Annotated in this window: 8 protein-coding genes; 3 read left to right on the top strand and 5 right to left on the bottom strand. The window is 45.5% G+C overall.

The window, feature by feature from the left end; translation table 11 throughout:
- Window positions 1–18 precede the first annotated feature (18 nt).
- Both AC1DFM_RS00310 and AC1DFM_RS00315 read left to right on the top strand, forming a co-directional pair.
- On the top strand, window positions 19–2,397 hold the full coding sequence (locus tag AC1DFM_RS00310) for a ribonucleoside-diphosphate reductase subunit alpha (RefSeq protein WP_477074730.1): 2,379 nt from the start codon (window positions 19–21) through the stop codon (window positions 2,395–2,397).
- 117 nt (window positions 2,398–2,514) lie between these two features.
- Entirely contained in the window at window positions 2,515–3,078 is a 564-nt protein-coding gene (locus AC1DFM_RS00315) for an ester cyclase (protein WP_477074731.1), read from the top strand.
- A gap of 171 nt (window positions 3,079–3,249) precedes the next feature.
- Here AC1DFM_RS00315 and AC1DFM_RS00320 read toward each other — a convergent pair whose 3' ends face one another.
- Together AC1DFM_RS00320 and AC1DFM_RS00325 are read right to left on the bottom strand one after the other, a co-directional pair.
- Complete coding sequence (locus tag AC1DFM_RS00320; protein ID WP_477074732.1) at window positions 3,250–3,672, bottom strand: hypothetical protein; 423 nt, start codon at window positions 3,670–3,672, stop codon at window positions 3,250–3,252.
- A complete protein-coding gene (locus AC1DFM_RS00325) occupies window positions 3,647–4,162 on the bottom strand; it encodes a Panacea domain-containing protein (protein WP_477074733.1) in 516 nt (171 codons plus the stop codon). Before AC1DFM_RS00325 ends, AC1DFM_RS00320 begins: the two co-directional genes overlap by 26 nt.
- Window positions 4,163–4,539: 377 nt before the next feature.
- Between AC1DFM_RS00325 and AC1DFM_RS00330 the strand changes: the two genes are divergently transcribed.
- Complete coding sequence (locus AC1DFM_RS00330) at window positions 4,540–9,984, top strand: Ig-like domain-containing protein (protein WP_477074734.1); 5,445 nt, start codon at window positions 4,540–4,542, stop codon at window positions 9,982–9,984.
- Between the two features lie 79 nt (window positions 9,985–10,063).
- On the opposite strand, the gene AC1DFM_RS00335 is transcribed toward AC1DFM_RS00330, so the two are convergent.
- The 3 genes from AC1DFM_RS00335 to AC1DFM_RS00345 form a co-directional block, all read right to left on the bottom strand.
- Window positions 10,064–11,848: a RagB/SusD family nutrient uptake outer membrane protein gene (locus AC1DFM_RS00335; RefSeq protein WP_477074735.1), complete on the bottom strand. Its 1,785-nt coding sequence runs from the start codon at window positions 11,846–11,848 to the stop codon at window positions 10,064–10,066.
- Between the two features lie 25 nt (window positions 11,849–11,873).
- The gene (locus AC1DFM_RS00340; RefSeq protein WP_477074736.1) at window positions 11,874–15,251 is read right to left on the bottom strand and encodes a TonB-dependent receptor; all 3,378 of its coding nucleotides are present in this window, start codon (window positions 15,249–15,251) and stop codon (window positions 11,874–11,876) included.
- Between the two features lie 221 nt (window positions 15,252–15,472).
- Complete coding sequence (locus tag AC1DFM_RS00345) at window positions 15,473–16,654, bottom strand: FecR family protein (RefSeq protein WP_477074737.1); 1,182 nt, start codon at window positions 16,652–16,654, stop codon at window positions 15,473–15,475.
- Between the last annotated feature and the right edge of the window lie 53 nt (window positions 16,655–16,707).

Raw genomic sequence — 16,707 nt, forward strand, 5'->3', positions numbered from 1 at the left:
TCTTAAATTCGCAAACCCATGTTCGTAATTAAAAGAGATGGCAGAAAAGAAGCAGTGAAGTTCGACAAAATCACTGCCCGTATTGAAAAACTTTGTTACGGTTTCAATACTGAATATGTTGATGCAATTGATGTAGCAAAAAAAGTAATACAAGGTTTGTATGATGGGGTAACCACCAGCGAACTTGACAACCTGGCTGCAGAAACAGCCGCTTCCCTCACGACCAAACACCCGGATTACGCCCTGCTGGCTTCGCGCATAGCAGTAAGCAATCTGCACAAAAATACGATCAAGTCGTTTTCTAAAACGATGAAGAAACTGTATGATTACATTGATCCTAAAACCGGTAAATCAGCTGCGTTATTGTCTGATGAAATCTGGGAGATCATTGAAAATAATGCAGACATCCTGGATTCCAGCATTATCTACGACCGCGATTTTGCATTTGATTACTTTGGTTTCAAAACCCTGGAGCGTTCTTACCTGCTGAAAACAGATGGTAAAATACAGGAACGTCCACAGCACATGCTGATGCGCGTATCTGTAGGCATTCACAAAGAAGATATTGAGTCTGCCATCAAAACGTACAACCTGATGAGTGAGCGTTGGTTTACACATGCCACACCTACCCTCTTCAACGCTGGTACACCTAAACCGCAGATGTCTTCCTGCTTCCTCCTCACCATGCAGGACGATAGCATCGAAGGTATCTACGACACCCTGAAACAAACCGCCAAAATTTCCCAGAGCGCCGGCGGTATCGGATTAAGCATCCACAACATCCGCGCTACCGGTTCTTATATCAGCGGTACCAACGGTACTTCCAATGGCATCATTCCTATGCTGCGTGTATTTAACGATACTGCACGCTATGTAGACCAGGGTGGTGGTAAACGTAAAGGCGCTTTCGCTATTTACCTGGAACCATGGCATGCCGACATCTACGAATTCCTGGATCTGCGTAAGAACCACGGTAAAGAAGAGATGCGCGCCCGTGACCTGTTCTACGCCCTCTGGATGCCTGACCTGTTCATGAAACGTGTAGAAGCCAATGGCGACTGGTCATTGTTCTGCCCTCATGAAGCACCAGGACTGCACGAATGCTGGGGTGAAGCATTTGAAACACTCTACGAACAATACGAGAAAGAAGGTCGTGCCCGCAAAACCATCAAAGCACAAGACCTCTGGTTCGCCATTCTCGATGCACAAATTGAAACCGGTAACCCATACCTGCTGTATAAAGATTCTGCCAACCGCAAATCCAACCAGCAAAACCTGGGTACTATCAAAAGTTCCAACCTGTGTACAGAAATCATCGAATACACTGATGCAGACGAAGTAGCCGTATGTAACCTGGCTTCCCTCGCCCTGCCACGCTTTGTAATCGACGGTAAATTTGACCACGACAAATTATACGAAGTAACTTACCAGGCTACGCTGAACCTGAATAAAATCATCGACAATAACTACTACCCTATCGAAGAGGCCAGACGCAGTAACATGCGCCACCGCCCTGTTGGATTAGGTGTGCAAGGTCTCGCCGACGCGTTTATCCTGATGCGTTATCCGTTTGAAAGCGACGAAGCGAAAAAACTGAACAGCGAAATATTTGAAACCATCTACTTCGCCGGCTTAAACGCTTCCACCGACCTCGCTAAAAAAGACGGCGCCTACGAAACCTTCCCTGGCTCTCCTGCGTCTAAAGGTATCCTGCAGTTTGATATGTGGGGTGTAAAACCTTCTTCACGCTGGAACTGGGAAAAACTGAAGAAATCAATCGTAAAAGACGGTATCCGCAACTCCCTGTTGCTGGCGCCAATGCCTACCGCTTCTACTTCTCAGATCCTTGGTAACAACGAGTGCTTTGAACCATACACTTCCAACATCTACACCCGTCGTGTATTGAGTGGTGAGTTTGTGATTGTAAACAAACACCTGCTGAAAGACCTGGTAGAACTGGGCCTGTGGGATAATGACATGAAAACGAAGATTATTTCGCAGAATGGCTCTATCCAGAACATTGCCGAAATTCCTACCAATATCAAGGAACTGTATAAAACAGTATGGGAAATCAAACAACGTAACCTGATTGACATGGCGGCCGATCGCGGTGCTTTCATCTGCCAGTCTCAGTCACTGAACCTGTTTGTTGACACTCCTACCAATGCCAAACTGACCTCTATGCACTTTTACGCCTGGAAGAAAGGTTTGAAAACAGGTATGTATTATCTGCGTACCCAGGCTGCCGCTCAAGCCGTACAATTTACGGTGGAAAAACAAGGCGGTCAGCAAATGCAACCAGTGGTGGCTGCCGGCAGCGGTGGCAACCAGGAAGAAGAGATCATTGTGGGTGCAGTATGTACCATGGAAGAAGGTTGTGTTACATGTAGTGCATAAGGGTTTATGTAAGTATAAATGCAAATGCCCTCCGCAACAGCGGGGGGCATTTTTTGTAACAAACAACCAGCCACCACTATTTTTTGTTATTCCTACTCACCATCTTACATCCTGATTATGAAAAGCGCTTACCTTCTCTTCCTAGCCCTCTTTTTCGTTGGTTGCCAGCAAAATAACAGCAACCTCCAGGCAAAAATAGATTCGCTCCAAAATGCTTTAAAACAGGCTACTTCCGGCACTGGTGGTAATGCAATCATCACCGAACGACTACAACGCTTCGACACCCTCGACTTCGATTTCTATAGTCACCAAAAATGGGACTCTCTTAGCATCAGCCACGCAGGTGATATCATCGTCACCTATCCTGATGGACACCAAACCAAAAACCTGCCCGAACATATCAAACAACTGGAACCCATGTTCGTTTTTGCACCCGATACTAAAATAGTCAGCCACCCCGTAAAATTTGGCTCCGGCGACTGGACTTGCGTGATTGGTGAAATGACAGGCACCTTCTCTAAACCGATGCCTGTCGGTGATGGCAAAACCATTCCCCCTACCGGTAAATCCTTTAAACTCAGTATGTGTACTGTAGGACACTGGCAAGGCGGTAAAATGACCGAAGAGCTATTGTTCTGGGATAATGCAGCACTAATGCAGCAGATAGGCCTGGGTAAATGATATCAGTGATACTAACCTACTACACCAAAATAAAAATAGAGCATAGCTAGCAGGAAGATATTTATTAGCAGAAAATAAATGCTGATAAATATCTCCCTGTTGAGATACAACCAGATACTGCATCCGATCTGGAGATGCTTTCGCATCTGCTTAGCGTTTAAAAGCTATAGGTTAATTTTTGGGAGAAGAAGATTCTTCCACGAGGTTATATTTCTTAAAATATTTTCCGATGACAGAAATAAAAACAGTACCAAATATGATTCGCTCAATATCTTGATTCTCCTTATCTGTCAACCAATGCCAACGCTCGGGGGACAGAAAATGAAATGCTCTGATGAGAATCATCAAAATGATAATGGCGCCAATAACGTACATACCAATGCAGACAAGCCGATGAATATGGATACGATAATCTTCTCCCCGTATGCCCTCTTTAAATTGGCGCTCAAGTTCCTGATTGGCTAACTGGTCCCGTAAAGTATCTGGTGCATTTAATTCGTAATCTGAGCGGGATATAACATTCAACGCTTCTTCACTAATCAGACCAACTGCTTCTTCCCGGAACTCACTAGTTGCTGGCTGCTTGTTGTTCATTGGGAATACGCTGAATTTTTTGGAGATAATGTTGCCGTATAAGATTATTCGGAATAATAGCTGCGCGAAGTAGTTTTCCTCCTTTCTCATTCCAGGTAATATCCCAGGGGGTTCCAGGCTGATGGGTCATCGCGCTCAGCTGCACACCATCATATTTTTTATACACTTCCCATATCTTATTCAATAAGGGCAAGGCTGCTGAATCTGCCTGTGGATAACCATCTCCTGCCTTTATTAATTCAGTAATTTGCGAATTACCATAATGCTTAAAGTCTCTGTAAAGACTTTGAATAACAGGCCCATACTGCCAGGCTTGAATAACTTCATCCAGCAACGCTTCATTATACAACGCTAAATTCCAGCCATGAGCGATATAACATAATTTAATCAGCTTCATGGGTGTAAGCTCATCTCCAGTGTTCTGACTGGATCTAATGAAAAAATTTGCTATCTGGCGTGAATTGTATGGCATCTGATCAAAATTAGTCATAAACTACCATTATTTACAGATATTTAAAAATAAAAATCAAAGTGAAAATGCAGATACAATGCGTTGAAATGCCAGTGTTTACAAGGGCTACGCACATCATCTGCTGTTGCTAATTATATACCCGGTTTTAAAGGCAAGTGTACTATCCGGAAAATCTTTTTCCACTATTTATTTTATGGAACACTACTGTTATCCTGTATTTCCTCTGTTTCTAGATATTTCTTCCCTCCTACTACGTAGTTCATCTCTCACAAACGTATACTTATCTACCAGCTGGAATTTATTTACGAGAGATCTCCCTATACATTATTACGAACAGCCATAGCCGTAGCGCACATAAACCAGAATCATTTAAAACAACCCTTAACAATTCCACTATGAGTATGAAAAAGGTTTACTACATCTTACTATTCACGTTTTTTTATCTGGCCGCTTCGCAGGGCATACGTGCCCAAACGTACACCTGGAACCAGGTCCGGATAGGTGGCTCCGGTGCGCTGCCCTCTTTTGTGGCACACCCGGCAGTACCCGATCTGTATTTCATTACCACTGATGTAGGGACTCCTTACCGATGGAATAAAAACCTGCAGAAGTGGGAGCATTTAATGCTATTTGACAAGATACCGGTCAACTATTGGTCCTGGGATGGTAACGAACGTTGCGGCAGCATCGGCATAGACCCCAATGATGCTACCGGAAATATTCTGTATGCCACCGTAGAATATGCTGGCGGCTCTGGGCCCGGCAAAGGTGTCAACAATCCGGGTACTATCCTGAAGAGTACCAACAGGGGCGACTCCTGGACAGATCTCCATGTGCCCATCATTGTACGCCCCAATGAAACACAGGGTTATGGAGATCGCATACAGGTAGACCCAGCCAACAGTAACCGCGTATTGGTGGCCACCGACAGAAATGGTCTCTGGCAATCAGACAATGCCGGTGCTACCTGGACGCAGGTGAGCAATCTTACTACCACTGGCGTTTGCTCTTTTGTGCTTTTCGACAAAAGTGGAGGTACCACTACTATCAATGGCGCAGCAGTAAGCAGCCGGATTTATGTTGGCCGTCCTACTGGTGTATGGGTATCAAATGATGGCGGCGTTTCGTTCACCCTGATGAGCAACAGTCCATTGTTGCCACTGCGGGCTACTATCAACACAGATGGCACCCTCTATGTGTCTGCTGGTAGCGGCACCGTTCTAAAGGCAGTGTTTAAATACAAGACTGGCAGCTGGCAAAATATCTCTCCGATTGTTTTAACTGATACGACCCGGGTCTTCTCCAAAGTAGCAGTAAATCCTGCCAATTCGAACGAAATAGTGGTTACTACCCGTGGTACCTGGCAAAAAGACCCTTATTATATTTCAAAAGATGGGGGTGGCACTTATACTCCGGGGAAGTATACCCGCGACAATTCCGAAGCTCCACACTCTCCAAATGACGGCGCCGGCTATGGTGATCCTGCACATAATGCGTTTGGCTATACCTGGGACCCTTTTTATCCTAACAGGGTATGGATCAATGATCAGCTGGATGTATTGTCTACAGATAATATCTTCGATCCTGTCAGCAACTGGAAAATCCGTGTGGTGGGCCTTGAAGAAATCATGGTAATAGGCCCCATGGTGGCGCCTCCCAGTGGAAAAAACCAGCTACTCTCCGTTACAGCAGATGTTGGCGGTGCTGCCCACCGCTCTCTGACAGAGCCTTTGAACAAAGGCGCTGTTTCTTATACCTCCCTGCGCAGTAATATTTTCCATGCATTTGAAATGCAGGGAGTTGCTTTTCAGTATACCGACCCTGATTTCCAGGTACGTGTAGGCAGCGACGGCGCCGAGCTGAATGATACCAGTTTTTCGCGTGCCGGCTACTCCACCGATGGCGGCGACACCTATACCCGCTTTGGAAAAATGCCTGGTATACGTGGGCGTGTAGCCGTATCCGCTAACCGGAGAAACATACTCTGGCTGACCCAAATGGATAACAATAGCCTTGGTAACGTTTATTGGTCGGAAGATCTGGGCACCACCTGGACAAAATCCACCGGGCTTACTCCAGGGATACTGCGTTCAGGCAGCCAGTGGATGATAACTCCAGGGGAAAATCACCTGGTGGCGGATAAAGTCAATGGCGATTATTTCTATATCTGGGATCGTGGTTCCTTTTATGTGAGCGCTGATGGTGGAAAATCATTCCAGAAAGCAACGGCCGCCGGCCTGGCGGCAAATGGTGGTACCAGCCCCGATGGCTCAGCTTATGCTACTAACTCTAATATAGAGGTAACACCAGGAAAAACCGGAGATGTATGGATTGCATTTTACAATGATGATCCAACGTACAGTGGCCTTTTCCATACCTCAGACACCGGCAGAACCTTCAGCAGAGTAGGCGGCGATAATTTTAAACCTAAATGGATAGCTGCCGCTATGTCCGACACCACCGCCAATGCACACCTGGCGTTATACGTTACCAGCCAGACCAGTCCTATCAATGGCATTACTTACGGCGCCTTCCGTTCTGATGATACCGGGCGTACCTGGGTCACCATCGCGGATCGGTTGCCAGGCGTAGCCCCGAATATTACGGCCGACAACAAGGGAAGAATGTTTGTTGCTGCTGTGGGCAATGGTATCTTTTTCGGCTCTCCTGCAGGCGGCCCTGTGCAAACAGTAGAAATTACCAATGCCGCATCAGATACTATTGTAAAAGGCTTCTCCGTGAAGCTGAATGTAAAGCTCACGCCTACTTATCCGACTAATCCGGCGGTTACCTGGAGCACGTCGGATACCACCATCGCCAAAGTGGACCCATTCGGAAAAGTAAGTGGCATCAACGCAGGTACCGCCACTATTACGGTCACCTCGGTGGATGGAGGGAAAACGAATAGCCGGCAAATCGTCGTCATACCGCCGATCCTGTCAACAGGGGTTACGGTAGACAGTGTGGTGTACGGTACGATGAACACGCCTAAGCAGATAGTCGTTGCCGTTATACCTGCCAATACGACCAATAAAACACTGAACTGGTCAGTAGCAGATAGCACCATCGCCCGAGTAGACGCCAACGGCATGGTGACCGGCTTAAAGCAGGGCACTACTACCCTCACCATTGCTGCGATTGATAGTGGGTTCACCAAAACGGTACAACTGGTAGTGAACACCATTGTAACTGCCATCAACGCCGGCTCTACAGCTACCACCGGTAGCCCCTCCACGCCGTATCAGAACATAGCGATCGGTCAGTACCTACCGGAAGGACCTGCTGGCACCGATAAACTGTGGCATGCAGGATATACCTGGAGTGTTCGCAACACCGCCACCATGGACCTTAGCCAGGTGACATCGCCTGCTCCACGCCAGGTATATGAGTATATGCGCATCGCCAAAAATACCTCGGCCCAACTGCGTTACTATTTCCGTAACCTGATTCCGAATGCTAATTATTCGTTGCGCCTGCACTTCCTGGAGTCCAGTGATGTGGATAAACTAAACCGGGTATTTTCAGTAAAAACAGGCGGCGACAGCCTCGTCAACTTCAACCCTTACCAGGCTGCCGGCAATAAACTGAACACCGTAATTACACGCACCCTGCAAGCAAAAGCAGACAATGCAGGTATCATCACCGTGTACTTCTTTCCCAAGACAGGCACCAATGATCCTTACATGGCTTCCGTGGCCGCCCTGGAAGCGATTGTCATCCCCCTGCAGGCAATCAGCATCAATTCAGATAGCAGCAACTTGTATGTAAGCTATAAAGACACACTGAAGCTGATCACCACACCAGTAAATGCCACCAACCGGAACCTGGTATACAAATCCTCCAACGATACCATTGCTACGGTAGATCTGAATGGTATCGTCACCGGAAAAAAAGCAGGTATAGTTACCATCAAAGCAACATCTGCAGAAAACAATTTCACAGCTATCAAAACTTATACTGTCATCTACATACCTGTTACCACTTTAACATTGGATAGTACTGCTGCCAATGTATTTGTAGGATCTACTTTACAACTGAACGCTACTATTACACCGGCGAAGGCCAGCAATAAAGGAGTCCTATGGACTTCTTCCGATACCACCCTGGCCAAAGTAAGCAACACGGGTCTTATCAGCGGTATCAAACAAGGCAATGTCATCATCACCGCTACCTCAGCAGATAATCCCGCGATTGCCGCCGCTTCCAATATTCACGTGGCCAATGTACTGGCTACTGGTCTTACTTTGCAACCATCCACCGCCATCATCGGCGAGCGCGATACTCTGCGGGTAATACCTACTTTTATACCCGCAAATACTTCCATTAAAAAAGTAACCTGGAACAGTTCCGATCCAACATTAGCTACCGTTGATAGCGCCGGCTTTATCACGGCCATTAAACGAGGTACGGTTACCATCACGGTCAATACAATGGACAGCTCCGGCGTTTCCACCACGTTGCCTGTAACGGTGGTGCCGTTTGATTCCTGTGGAGGCATCCCTAATTACGGTTTTGAAAGTGGTCTTATTAACTGGATCACCTATAAAAATAACATCGCTACACCGGGTGTTATATATGCCGTTAGCGGCAAAGGCCATTCCGGCGATAAGGCCGCTGCATTGGGTAATAGCACAGTGGCCATTTCCATGAACATAAAAGATTCCATACCCGTAAGAGGTGGCAGCATCATTGTATTTAGTCAATGGGTAAAAGTAGAAAAAGACGCTACTAATAATTATCCCTGGTGGGGCGGATATGGAGTTGGTTTTATTGATAGCCTGGGCAAGGCTACCGGCAATGCCAGCTATCAAAAACAAGTGGATAATGTGGTGGCTTATCGCGATAACTGGGCGCAGATCAGAGATACCATCAATGTACCTGACACTGCTACCGGGCTAACTTACTGGGTGTCCAAGGTGGGACCTGGTACTGTGTGGGTAGATGATTATTGTATAGAAGTATTAAAGACCAATAAATCTGCGGTTTACGGCATCAATGCCGGTACCACCAACACGCCTCCTACTCCGTATGCCAATACTACCTTTGCGCAATATGTTCCCGAAGGTCCAACGGGCACGGATAAACTATGGCATGCCGGTTATACCTGGATTCAAAGCGTACCTTCACCGGTAGATGTATCTCATGTGATTGATCCCGCTCCACGACAGGTATATGAGTATATGCGCGTATTCAAAGACAATATCACCCAGATGCGCTACTATCTGCGTGGACTCACCCCTAACACTGTTTACGCCATTCGCCTGCACTTCGTGGAACCAGAGAATGCACAGAAAAACAACCGGATATTTAGCGTAAAAGCCACCAATGGACTGGATAGCCTGGCGGACTTCAATATATACCAGGCCGCAGGCAACAAACTGAATACCGCCGTTATAAAAACCATCCGGGCAAAAACAGATGCCAACGGTTTGATAATGGTATTTTTCTATCCTAAAAAAGGATTGTACGATCCTTACAGTGGCTCCATTGCAGCCATTGAAGTGCGGACTACCACGCCGGGAGATACGTTGCAAAGTTTGAATACCAATCCAAACACAATGGTACTCGCCAACAGCAAATTAAACACCCAAGGCAAGGTTGATTTTACAACAACGGTATATCCCAATCCTTCCAGTAGCGTATTTAATGTGAGAGTGGCAGCTACTTCAAAAGCCCCGGTATTATTGATGATGATGAATAATTCCGGCAACGTTATCTATTCTACAAAAATAAATAGCGGCATCAATTACCAACTTGGGCAAAACCTGACACCGGGTATTTACTATATCCATATCAGTCAGGGTACCCAAAGCAAAACAATGAAAGTGGTGAAACAATAATTTCGGCTTTCTCTCTAAATAAAGAAGCTGCCCCAAAAAATCGGGGCAGCTTCTTTCATGTATGCTATTTCCTATTTACCTAATTCCATCCATCCGTTTGTGCAAGATTGTTATTGAGTTGTATTTGCTCCAAAGGAACCGGTTCCAGATAATACTTATCCAGCCATCCTACCGGCACCGGGTAAAATACAACTGACCCGTTACTGTTTAAAGTGATTGGCGTACCTGCTCCATAATCGGATACCTTTACTTTAGCTCCTAACAATTGCTTATTAAAATATTCTCCTTTCTTCCATCTTTTTAAATCATTAAATCTAAATCCATCTCCCATCAACTCTACCCTTCTTTCTCTTCTTATTTCCCATAACACCGGGTTTACACTGGCATCTCTTTTACTATCGAATGCGCCATTGATATCTGCTACTACCATATTAGGCAGGCCCGCTCTCGGGCGCAATTTATTAATCGTTTTATCCGCAATGCCCTGATCAAATTGTCCGAGCTCCGACATCACTTCTGCATAGTTCAGCATCACTTCTTCTATCCGGAAAATGGGGAAGTCGGTAGATGCTACGCCGGTCGTACTTACGTCTGTGAAAGTATTGTATGGTTTGTAGTAGTAATATCCTGTAGATGTATTCATGAAACCCTGTGCTCCCGGTGTTTTATCATTCAGGAAGTGGGGGGCCCTGTACAGGTAATACCCCGCCCAGTTAGCCACTGGCAATCTTTTCCGGTTGGCATCATTGCCCGGCAACGTCGCCATAAAATCTATAAATTCATTATCGGAGGCATTAGCAGTACGTGTAAACGTAGTTACCTGACCAGACGCAATGACTCTATAAGGAGGCAACGCGGTAAAATATAACCTTCTGTCCCTTTTCCTGAATTCCGCATTCATGGTAGAGTCGCTGTAACCGGTAGTGGTGGTGGAAACAGGCTTACCATCTGCACATAAATAACTTTCTACGGCATCTTTCGATAAATCGCTGCCCCAGGAAGAAGTACGCACATAACGCGCAGCATTATGGCCTGTTTGTCCGGTGATATATTGACGCGCCAGGATAATACCCGGTTTACCTACCAGTTCATCGGAGTTAAATACATCATCATAGCTGCTCATTACATTCGGGAAAGAAGCCAGCAACTTCTCCGAATATGTTTTACAGGCATTGAGATAAGTATTTGCATCCGGCATATTCCGGTATTTACGCCAGGTGCCTTCAAACAACCCAAAGCGCGATAACAACGCCCGCACCGCATGTACGTTAATGGTATTAGGCCCATCTCCATCTGTTTTGATATGAGCTTCCGCCCAGATCAAATTGTCGAGGATATTTTTTGCTACCTGATCCCGCGGAGTCCGGGGACCATACAACACACTGGTAGAGGTATCTGACACCTTGTGCTCAATCCAGGGTACATCACCATAAGCGGCCATCAAATCATAATACTTCATCGCTCTGAAAAAGTAGCCTACACTTCTCCAATGATCTTTGTCTGTTTGACTCATCGCCGACTGGTCAATATTATCCAATGCAATATTCACCCTGCGCACAAAACTGAAATCCCACTGTGTACCGCCTGTAACAGCAGGAATAATCTTCAGCTGAAAGGCATAAGGTGATTTATTGGCAACATTATATCCATTGACGAAGTTATCAGAATTGAACTCCCCGGATGGTACATCAATATCATAGTAAGGTAGGTACTCATAGCAGCCCCACATATACGTTTTAAAGTTATCTGCTGTTTTGAAGGAAGTAGCTTCCGTCATCTGATCCAATGGTAATTTATTGAGATAGTCTTTATTGCAGGCCGCTGCAGTAAGCAAAGACAATAGTAGAAATGTACTTTTTTTCATTACACACATTTTAAATAATCAGTCATTAAAATGAAGCATTAACACCGAAGGAGAACATCCGCATCATCGGATAATTGATACCATAGCCTTTATCAATGGTAGAAGTAGGATCAAGACCTTTAGGGAACTTGCTGAAAGTAAAGAGGTTTTCTCCACTGAAGAATACCTGTAACTTGTTAAAGGATATTCTCTTCAGCATAGACTCAGGAATACTGTAAGCAAGGCTAAGGTTCTTGATACGCATGTAGGCCGCATTGGTCATATACCTGGTTTGCACCAGTTTGTTAATGGCGGAATTACCCGCTGCTTTGGCATAAATACGTCCGTAATGGGCATCCGTATTGGTAGGTGTCCAGTAGTTCAATTCGTGTTGAAAAATGGTACCGAATTCATAGTTGTATGGGAAGGTCAGGTTATTACTGATCCAGAGATCACGCTTACCTACACCGGCAATAACAAAAGAGAAGCTCCAGTTTTTATAGCTTACGCCACCATTGATACCATATTGTAACGCCAAACGGTTGTTACCGATAATAGCCATGTCGCCGTGGTTAGCCAGGGTATTTTGGCCATTGGTAATCACCCCATCGCCATCAAAGTCTTTGTACAGCACATCTCCGGGGTTAGGCGTTACCAGGTTGGAACCATTCCTGATTTGTTTAACAACACCGGATTTGATCACGCCATTGTCGAAGTCAGACTCCTGGTATAAACGATCGGTGGTATATCCCCATATTTCGGACAGGTCTTTACCCACATAATAAGTGCTGAGAGAGCCGGCTTTATTATTATCGAATTTGGTAATTTTTGATTTGAAGTCGTAGAGATTGGCAGAGATATAATAATTAAAATCGCCTACTTTATCTCTCCATTCCAACAGCAGTTCATATCCCTGTGATTGCAGATTGGCGGCATTTTGCAGCGGAGCGCCGGTACCTAATACCGCTGGCAGTTGAATGGCGCTGGTCAGCATATTTAATGTTTGCCGTCTGTACCAGTCGGCCGACAAATTGAGCCGGTTATCCAGGAAGCCTGCATTCAGACCAAAGTTCAGCGTCCTCACTGTTTCCCACGTAAAATTAGGACTAATCAAACCGGGTGTGCTTAAGGTAGTTGGACGCGTGCCGCCCACCAACCAACCTGTCAATGCCGGATTCATGGCATCCAGGAAACGATAGGGATCAATATCCTGGTTACCCACTTCGCCTAATGAAGCCCTGAGTTTCAACTCTGATAAAACAGGTTTGAAGCGTTGCATAAAACTCTCCTCAGAAACGCGCCATCCGGCGGAAGCGGAAGGGAAGAAGCCCCATCTGTGGCTGGCAGGAAATTTAGAAGATCCATCTGTTCTTCCATTAATTTCCAACAGATACTTTCCTTTATAGTCATAGTTGATACGTCCGAAAAAGCCTTGCACACTCCATTCCAGGTAGTTATCGTCGGCGGTAAGATTGCCTACTGCGGTAGAGATAGAAGGAAGATCAGCAGATATCATCTGTGTTTTATTTGCCCAAAGCGATTCCCGGTGAAAATCATCCTGGTTATAACCACCCATCACCGTGAAGTTATGATCACCGAATGATTTGTTATAGTTCGCATATAGGTTGAGCGTCCTTCTGTTATCGGATTGATTAAACTTATAGAAAGCCGCATTGTTAACAGGTACGGTCGTTTTAACAACAAACTCGGAAATGTCTGCATAGTTAAACGACTTATTATAACTGGTGACTGTTTCCCTTAGATTTTCAAAGAGATATTCACCGGTGAGGGTAAGGCCTTTTACTGGTTTGGCGATCACTTTTCCCATTAACCGGATATCATCTATTTTATCTGTTGTAGGTACGGAGTTCAGCAATAAATTTTTAGGCGTACCAGTAGGATATACTACTCCACCAATGGTCATCGTATCTGCTGTTGGCACATAGGATGGGCTATTGCTGGCAGTATTCCATAACCAGGAACTGTTCGGATCTGATTTAAGCGAGTTATAATAGCTGGCATCCAATTGGGCCGTAAGCCAATTGGTGACATCTGTGGTAACAAAAGATTTTACGTTGTAACGTTTGTAGGAATCCGCGCTGGACACCATGATACCATCTTCATTGACGGTACCCAGGGAAAGGCGATAGGCTGTTTTTTCAGATCCTCCGCTGATGGCAAAGTCGTGCATCTGTTGCACACCGGCGTTGTCAAATAACTGACCAATTACATCTGATTGCGCCAGCTGATACCTCACACCTGCATCGGTAGTATATCCCAGCGGATATTTGGCCGGATCTGTTTTGTAATCATTCAGGAATTGCAGCCATTTATCCACGTTTTGGCCGGTCCAATAGGCGCCATATCCCATGTCTTTATAAGCCTGTACGGTAGCCAGTGGGCTGGCTGCTTTGGGAATAGAGCTGGGAGTAGAAAATGTAAAGTTGTTGCTATAATCGAATTTTATTTTACTGTTTTTGGTTCCTTTCTTGGTAGTGATCAGTATAACACCAAAAGCGGCACGCGCACCATAAATAGCGGCTGATCCGGCATCTTTCAAAATGGTTACACTTTCAATATCATTTGGGTTCAGCATATTCATCGGGCCGCTGAAAGGAATGTTGTCTACCAGGATTAAAGGCCCGCCGCCATTGATGCTGGTGGTACCGCGAATATTGAAATCAAAGCCTCCGCCGGGTTCGCCGGTACCAGAGGTTACCTGTAATCCGGGCACAATACCCTGTAACAGGGTACCTGCCGTACTGGCCGGACGGTTGCCCGCTACTTCATCCATTTTAACTACGTTGACTGAGCTGGTAAGATTGGTTTTCTTCTGTGTGCCATATCCCACTACCACAAATTCATCCATCTTTTTGTCGACGGGTTTCAGCGTGATGTCGAGGTTACCTGATTTGGTAACGGGTATTTCCATTAGTTCATATCCTACGAAAGAAATGACCACAATACCGCCTTTATCAGGAATCTGCAGCGTGAAAGCACCATTGGCATCCGCGGTAGTTCCTTTGCTGGTGCCTTTGAGCGACACGGTAGCACCGGGTAGCCCCTGCCCTTTTTCATCGGTAACACGGCCTTTAATAATAATATCCGCCAACATCACCAGCGAAATAGGCGGCCGCTCTTTGATAATAATTGTCTTATCAAGGATTTTGTACTCAAAGGGCTGTCCGATGAAACATAAGGCCAGCGCCTTTTCTACGGGCATGTCCCGAATCGTCAGATCCACTTTGTTGGCGCGCTCCAACAAATGACTGTCGAACCAGAAGTCATAACCCGTTTGCCTGGTAATAGATCGCAGGACTTTCTCCAATGAAGTTTTGTCTGCAGTAATTGTCACATTCTGGGCACTGGTTTTGGCCGACAATTGCAGGCAGACAGCTAATAGGAATAACACTGTCAGTTTCATAATCAATAGCTTCTTAAGTAAAGACCATTGGCTGAATTCCCTTTTTTGAGAGGAACACAAGAAAATCATACTTTTGTTTTTAGGCGTGTCAAAAAATAGCTTCTTACCAGGAAGCCTTGTTTTACGATCAGATGTTTTGGGCATGCCTGAACCAGGCCGGCAGTCTTACCAGGACTTCCGGCTTTTTATATTCAAAGCAATTACTGTGGCAGGACCTAACGCTATGGCAGGACTGTCAACTTTTTACCTTCGAGCTGGAAGTTCATTCCATATAGCTCCATGATTTTTAATACCGCTGTTAAACTTTTGTCTCTTGAAATTTTTACAGTGAAGAAGCGGTCAGGTATGGTTCCTTTATAGACGATTTCTACATCATACCATCGTCCCAGTTGGCGCATAATGGATTTCAGGTCTTCATTTCTGAATTGAAATACATTGCTTTTCCAGGCAATGGCATCGTCTACGTCGACATCCTGATTTACTGACATTTGTCCTTCTGCCGTTGATATTGCTTGTTGCCCGGCAGTGAGCACTTTCATTGTTCCTGATTTACTTTGGTTGATCTGAATTTTTCCTTTTACTAACGTAGTTTTTATAGTTGACTCTTCCTCATACGACTTAATATTAAACGAGGTGCCTAACACCTTTATCTCCTGTCCTTTACTTTTTACTACAAAAGGCTGTACAGCAGCGGCTACTTCAAAATAGGCTTCTCCGGAAACACTGACCAATCGCCCTTTTTCGGAAAATGGCGTTTCAAATGAAATGGTAGATGCCACATTCATCCATACCTGGCTGCCATCCGGCAAACCAATCAGCAACGGCTTACTACCTCTGGGAACCGTGATAACAGCCAGTTCCGGGGTAGCGGCCTTACTGGTATTTGTATATTCGATTTTATCCGGCGATAATTTCTGCCCCTGGTTACTACCGGGTGTAATAGCCGCACCATTTTGTAAGCTATCTATATACACCCTTTTACCATTACCTAACGTTACATAAGCCCTATTAACAGCAGGCGAGGGAATATTAACGTACTCCTGATGTGGTGCATTTACCTGTGCCGGCGGCAGCATCTGCCAACGTTTCACCAGGTATACCGCAGTACTTATCACCAATACACAAATACTGGCGGCGTACAATGCCATCCTCCGGTAATTACGGACAGGACGCATACCGGTGGCCGTATATTGATCCAATTGTTGCCAGATGCGTGTTTTGGTATGGTAAATATCCAGCAACTCCTGTTTCACCACAGCCTCGTTGGAAAACTCGGCCATTAATGCGCGGTTGTCAGCATCGGATTCCAACCAGGCATCCAGCTGCAATTGTTCTTCCGCGGTAAGTTCTCCTGAAAGATGTTTCAGAATGAGTGCTACTATTTGTTCCTGTTCTGGCGGCATTCGTCGCGATTTAGTACTGGTTGTGCTATATAAACACCGCCGGTATCAAATTG

It is taken from the genome of Chitinophaga sp. 05T412, assembly GCF_056396465.1.

Excerpts from the sequence above, each read along its gene's own strand:
- AC1DFM_RS00310 (WP_477074730.1), top strand. The coding sequence starts at position 19 with ATGTTCGTAATTAAAAGAGATGGCAGAAAAGAAGCAGTGAAGTTCGAC.
- AC1DFM_RS00315 (WP_477074731.1), top strand. The coding sequence starts at position 2,515 with ATGAAAAGCGCTTACCTTCTCTTCCTAGCCCTCTTTTTCGTTGGTTGC.
- AC1DFM_RS00320 (WP_477074732.1), bottom strand. The coding sequence starts at position 3,672 with ATGAACAACAAGCAGCCAGCAACTAGTGAGTTCCGGGAAGAAGCAGTT.
- AC1DFM_RS00325 (WP_477074733.1), bottom strand. The coding sequence starts at position 4,162 with ATGACTAATTTTGATCAGATGCCATACAATTCACGCCAGATAGCAAAT.
- AC1DFM_RS00330 (WP_477074734.1), top strand. The coding sequence starts at position 4,540 with ATGAGTATGAAAAAGGTTTACTACATCTTACTATTCACGTTTTTTTAT.
- AC1DFM_RS00335 (WP_477074735.1), bottom strand. The coding sequence starts at position 11,848 with ATGAAAAAAAGTACATTTCTACTATTGTCTTTGCTTACTGCAGCGGCC.
- AC1DFM_RS00340 (WP_477074736.1), bottom strand. The coding sequence starts at position 15,251 with ATGAAACTGACAGTGTTATTCCTATTAGCTGTCTGCCTGCAATTGTCG.
- AC1DFM_RS00345 (WP_477074737.1), bottom strand. The coding sequence starts at position 16,654 with ATGCCGCCAGAACAGGAACAAATAGTAGCACTCATTCTGAAACATCTT.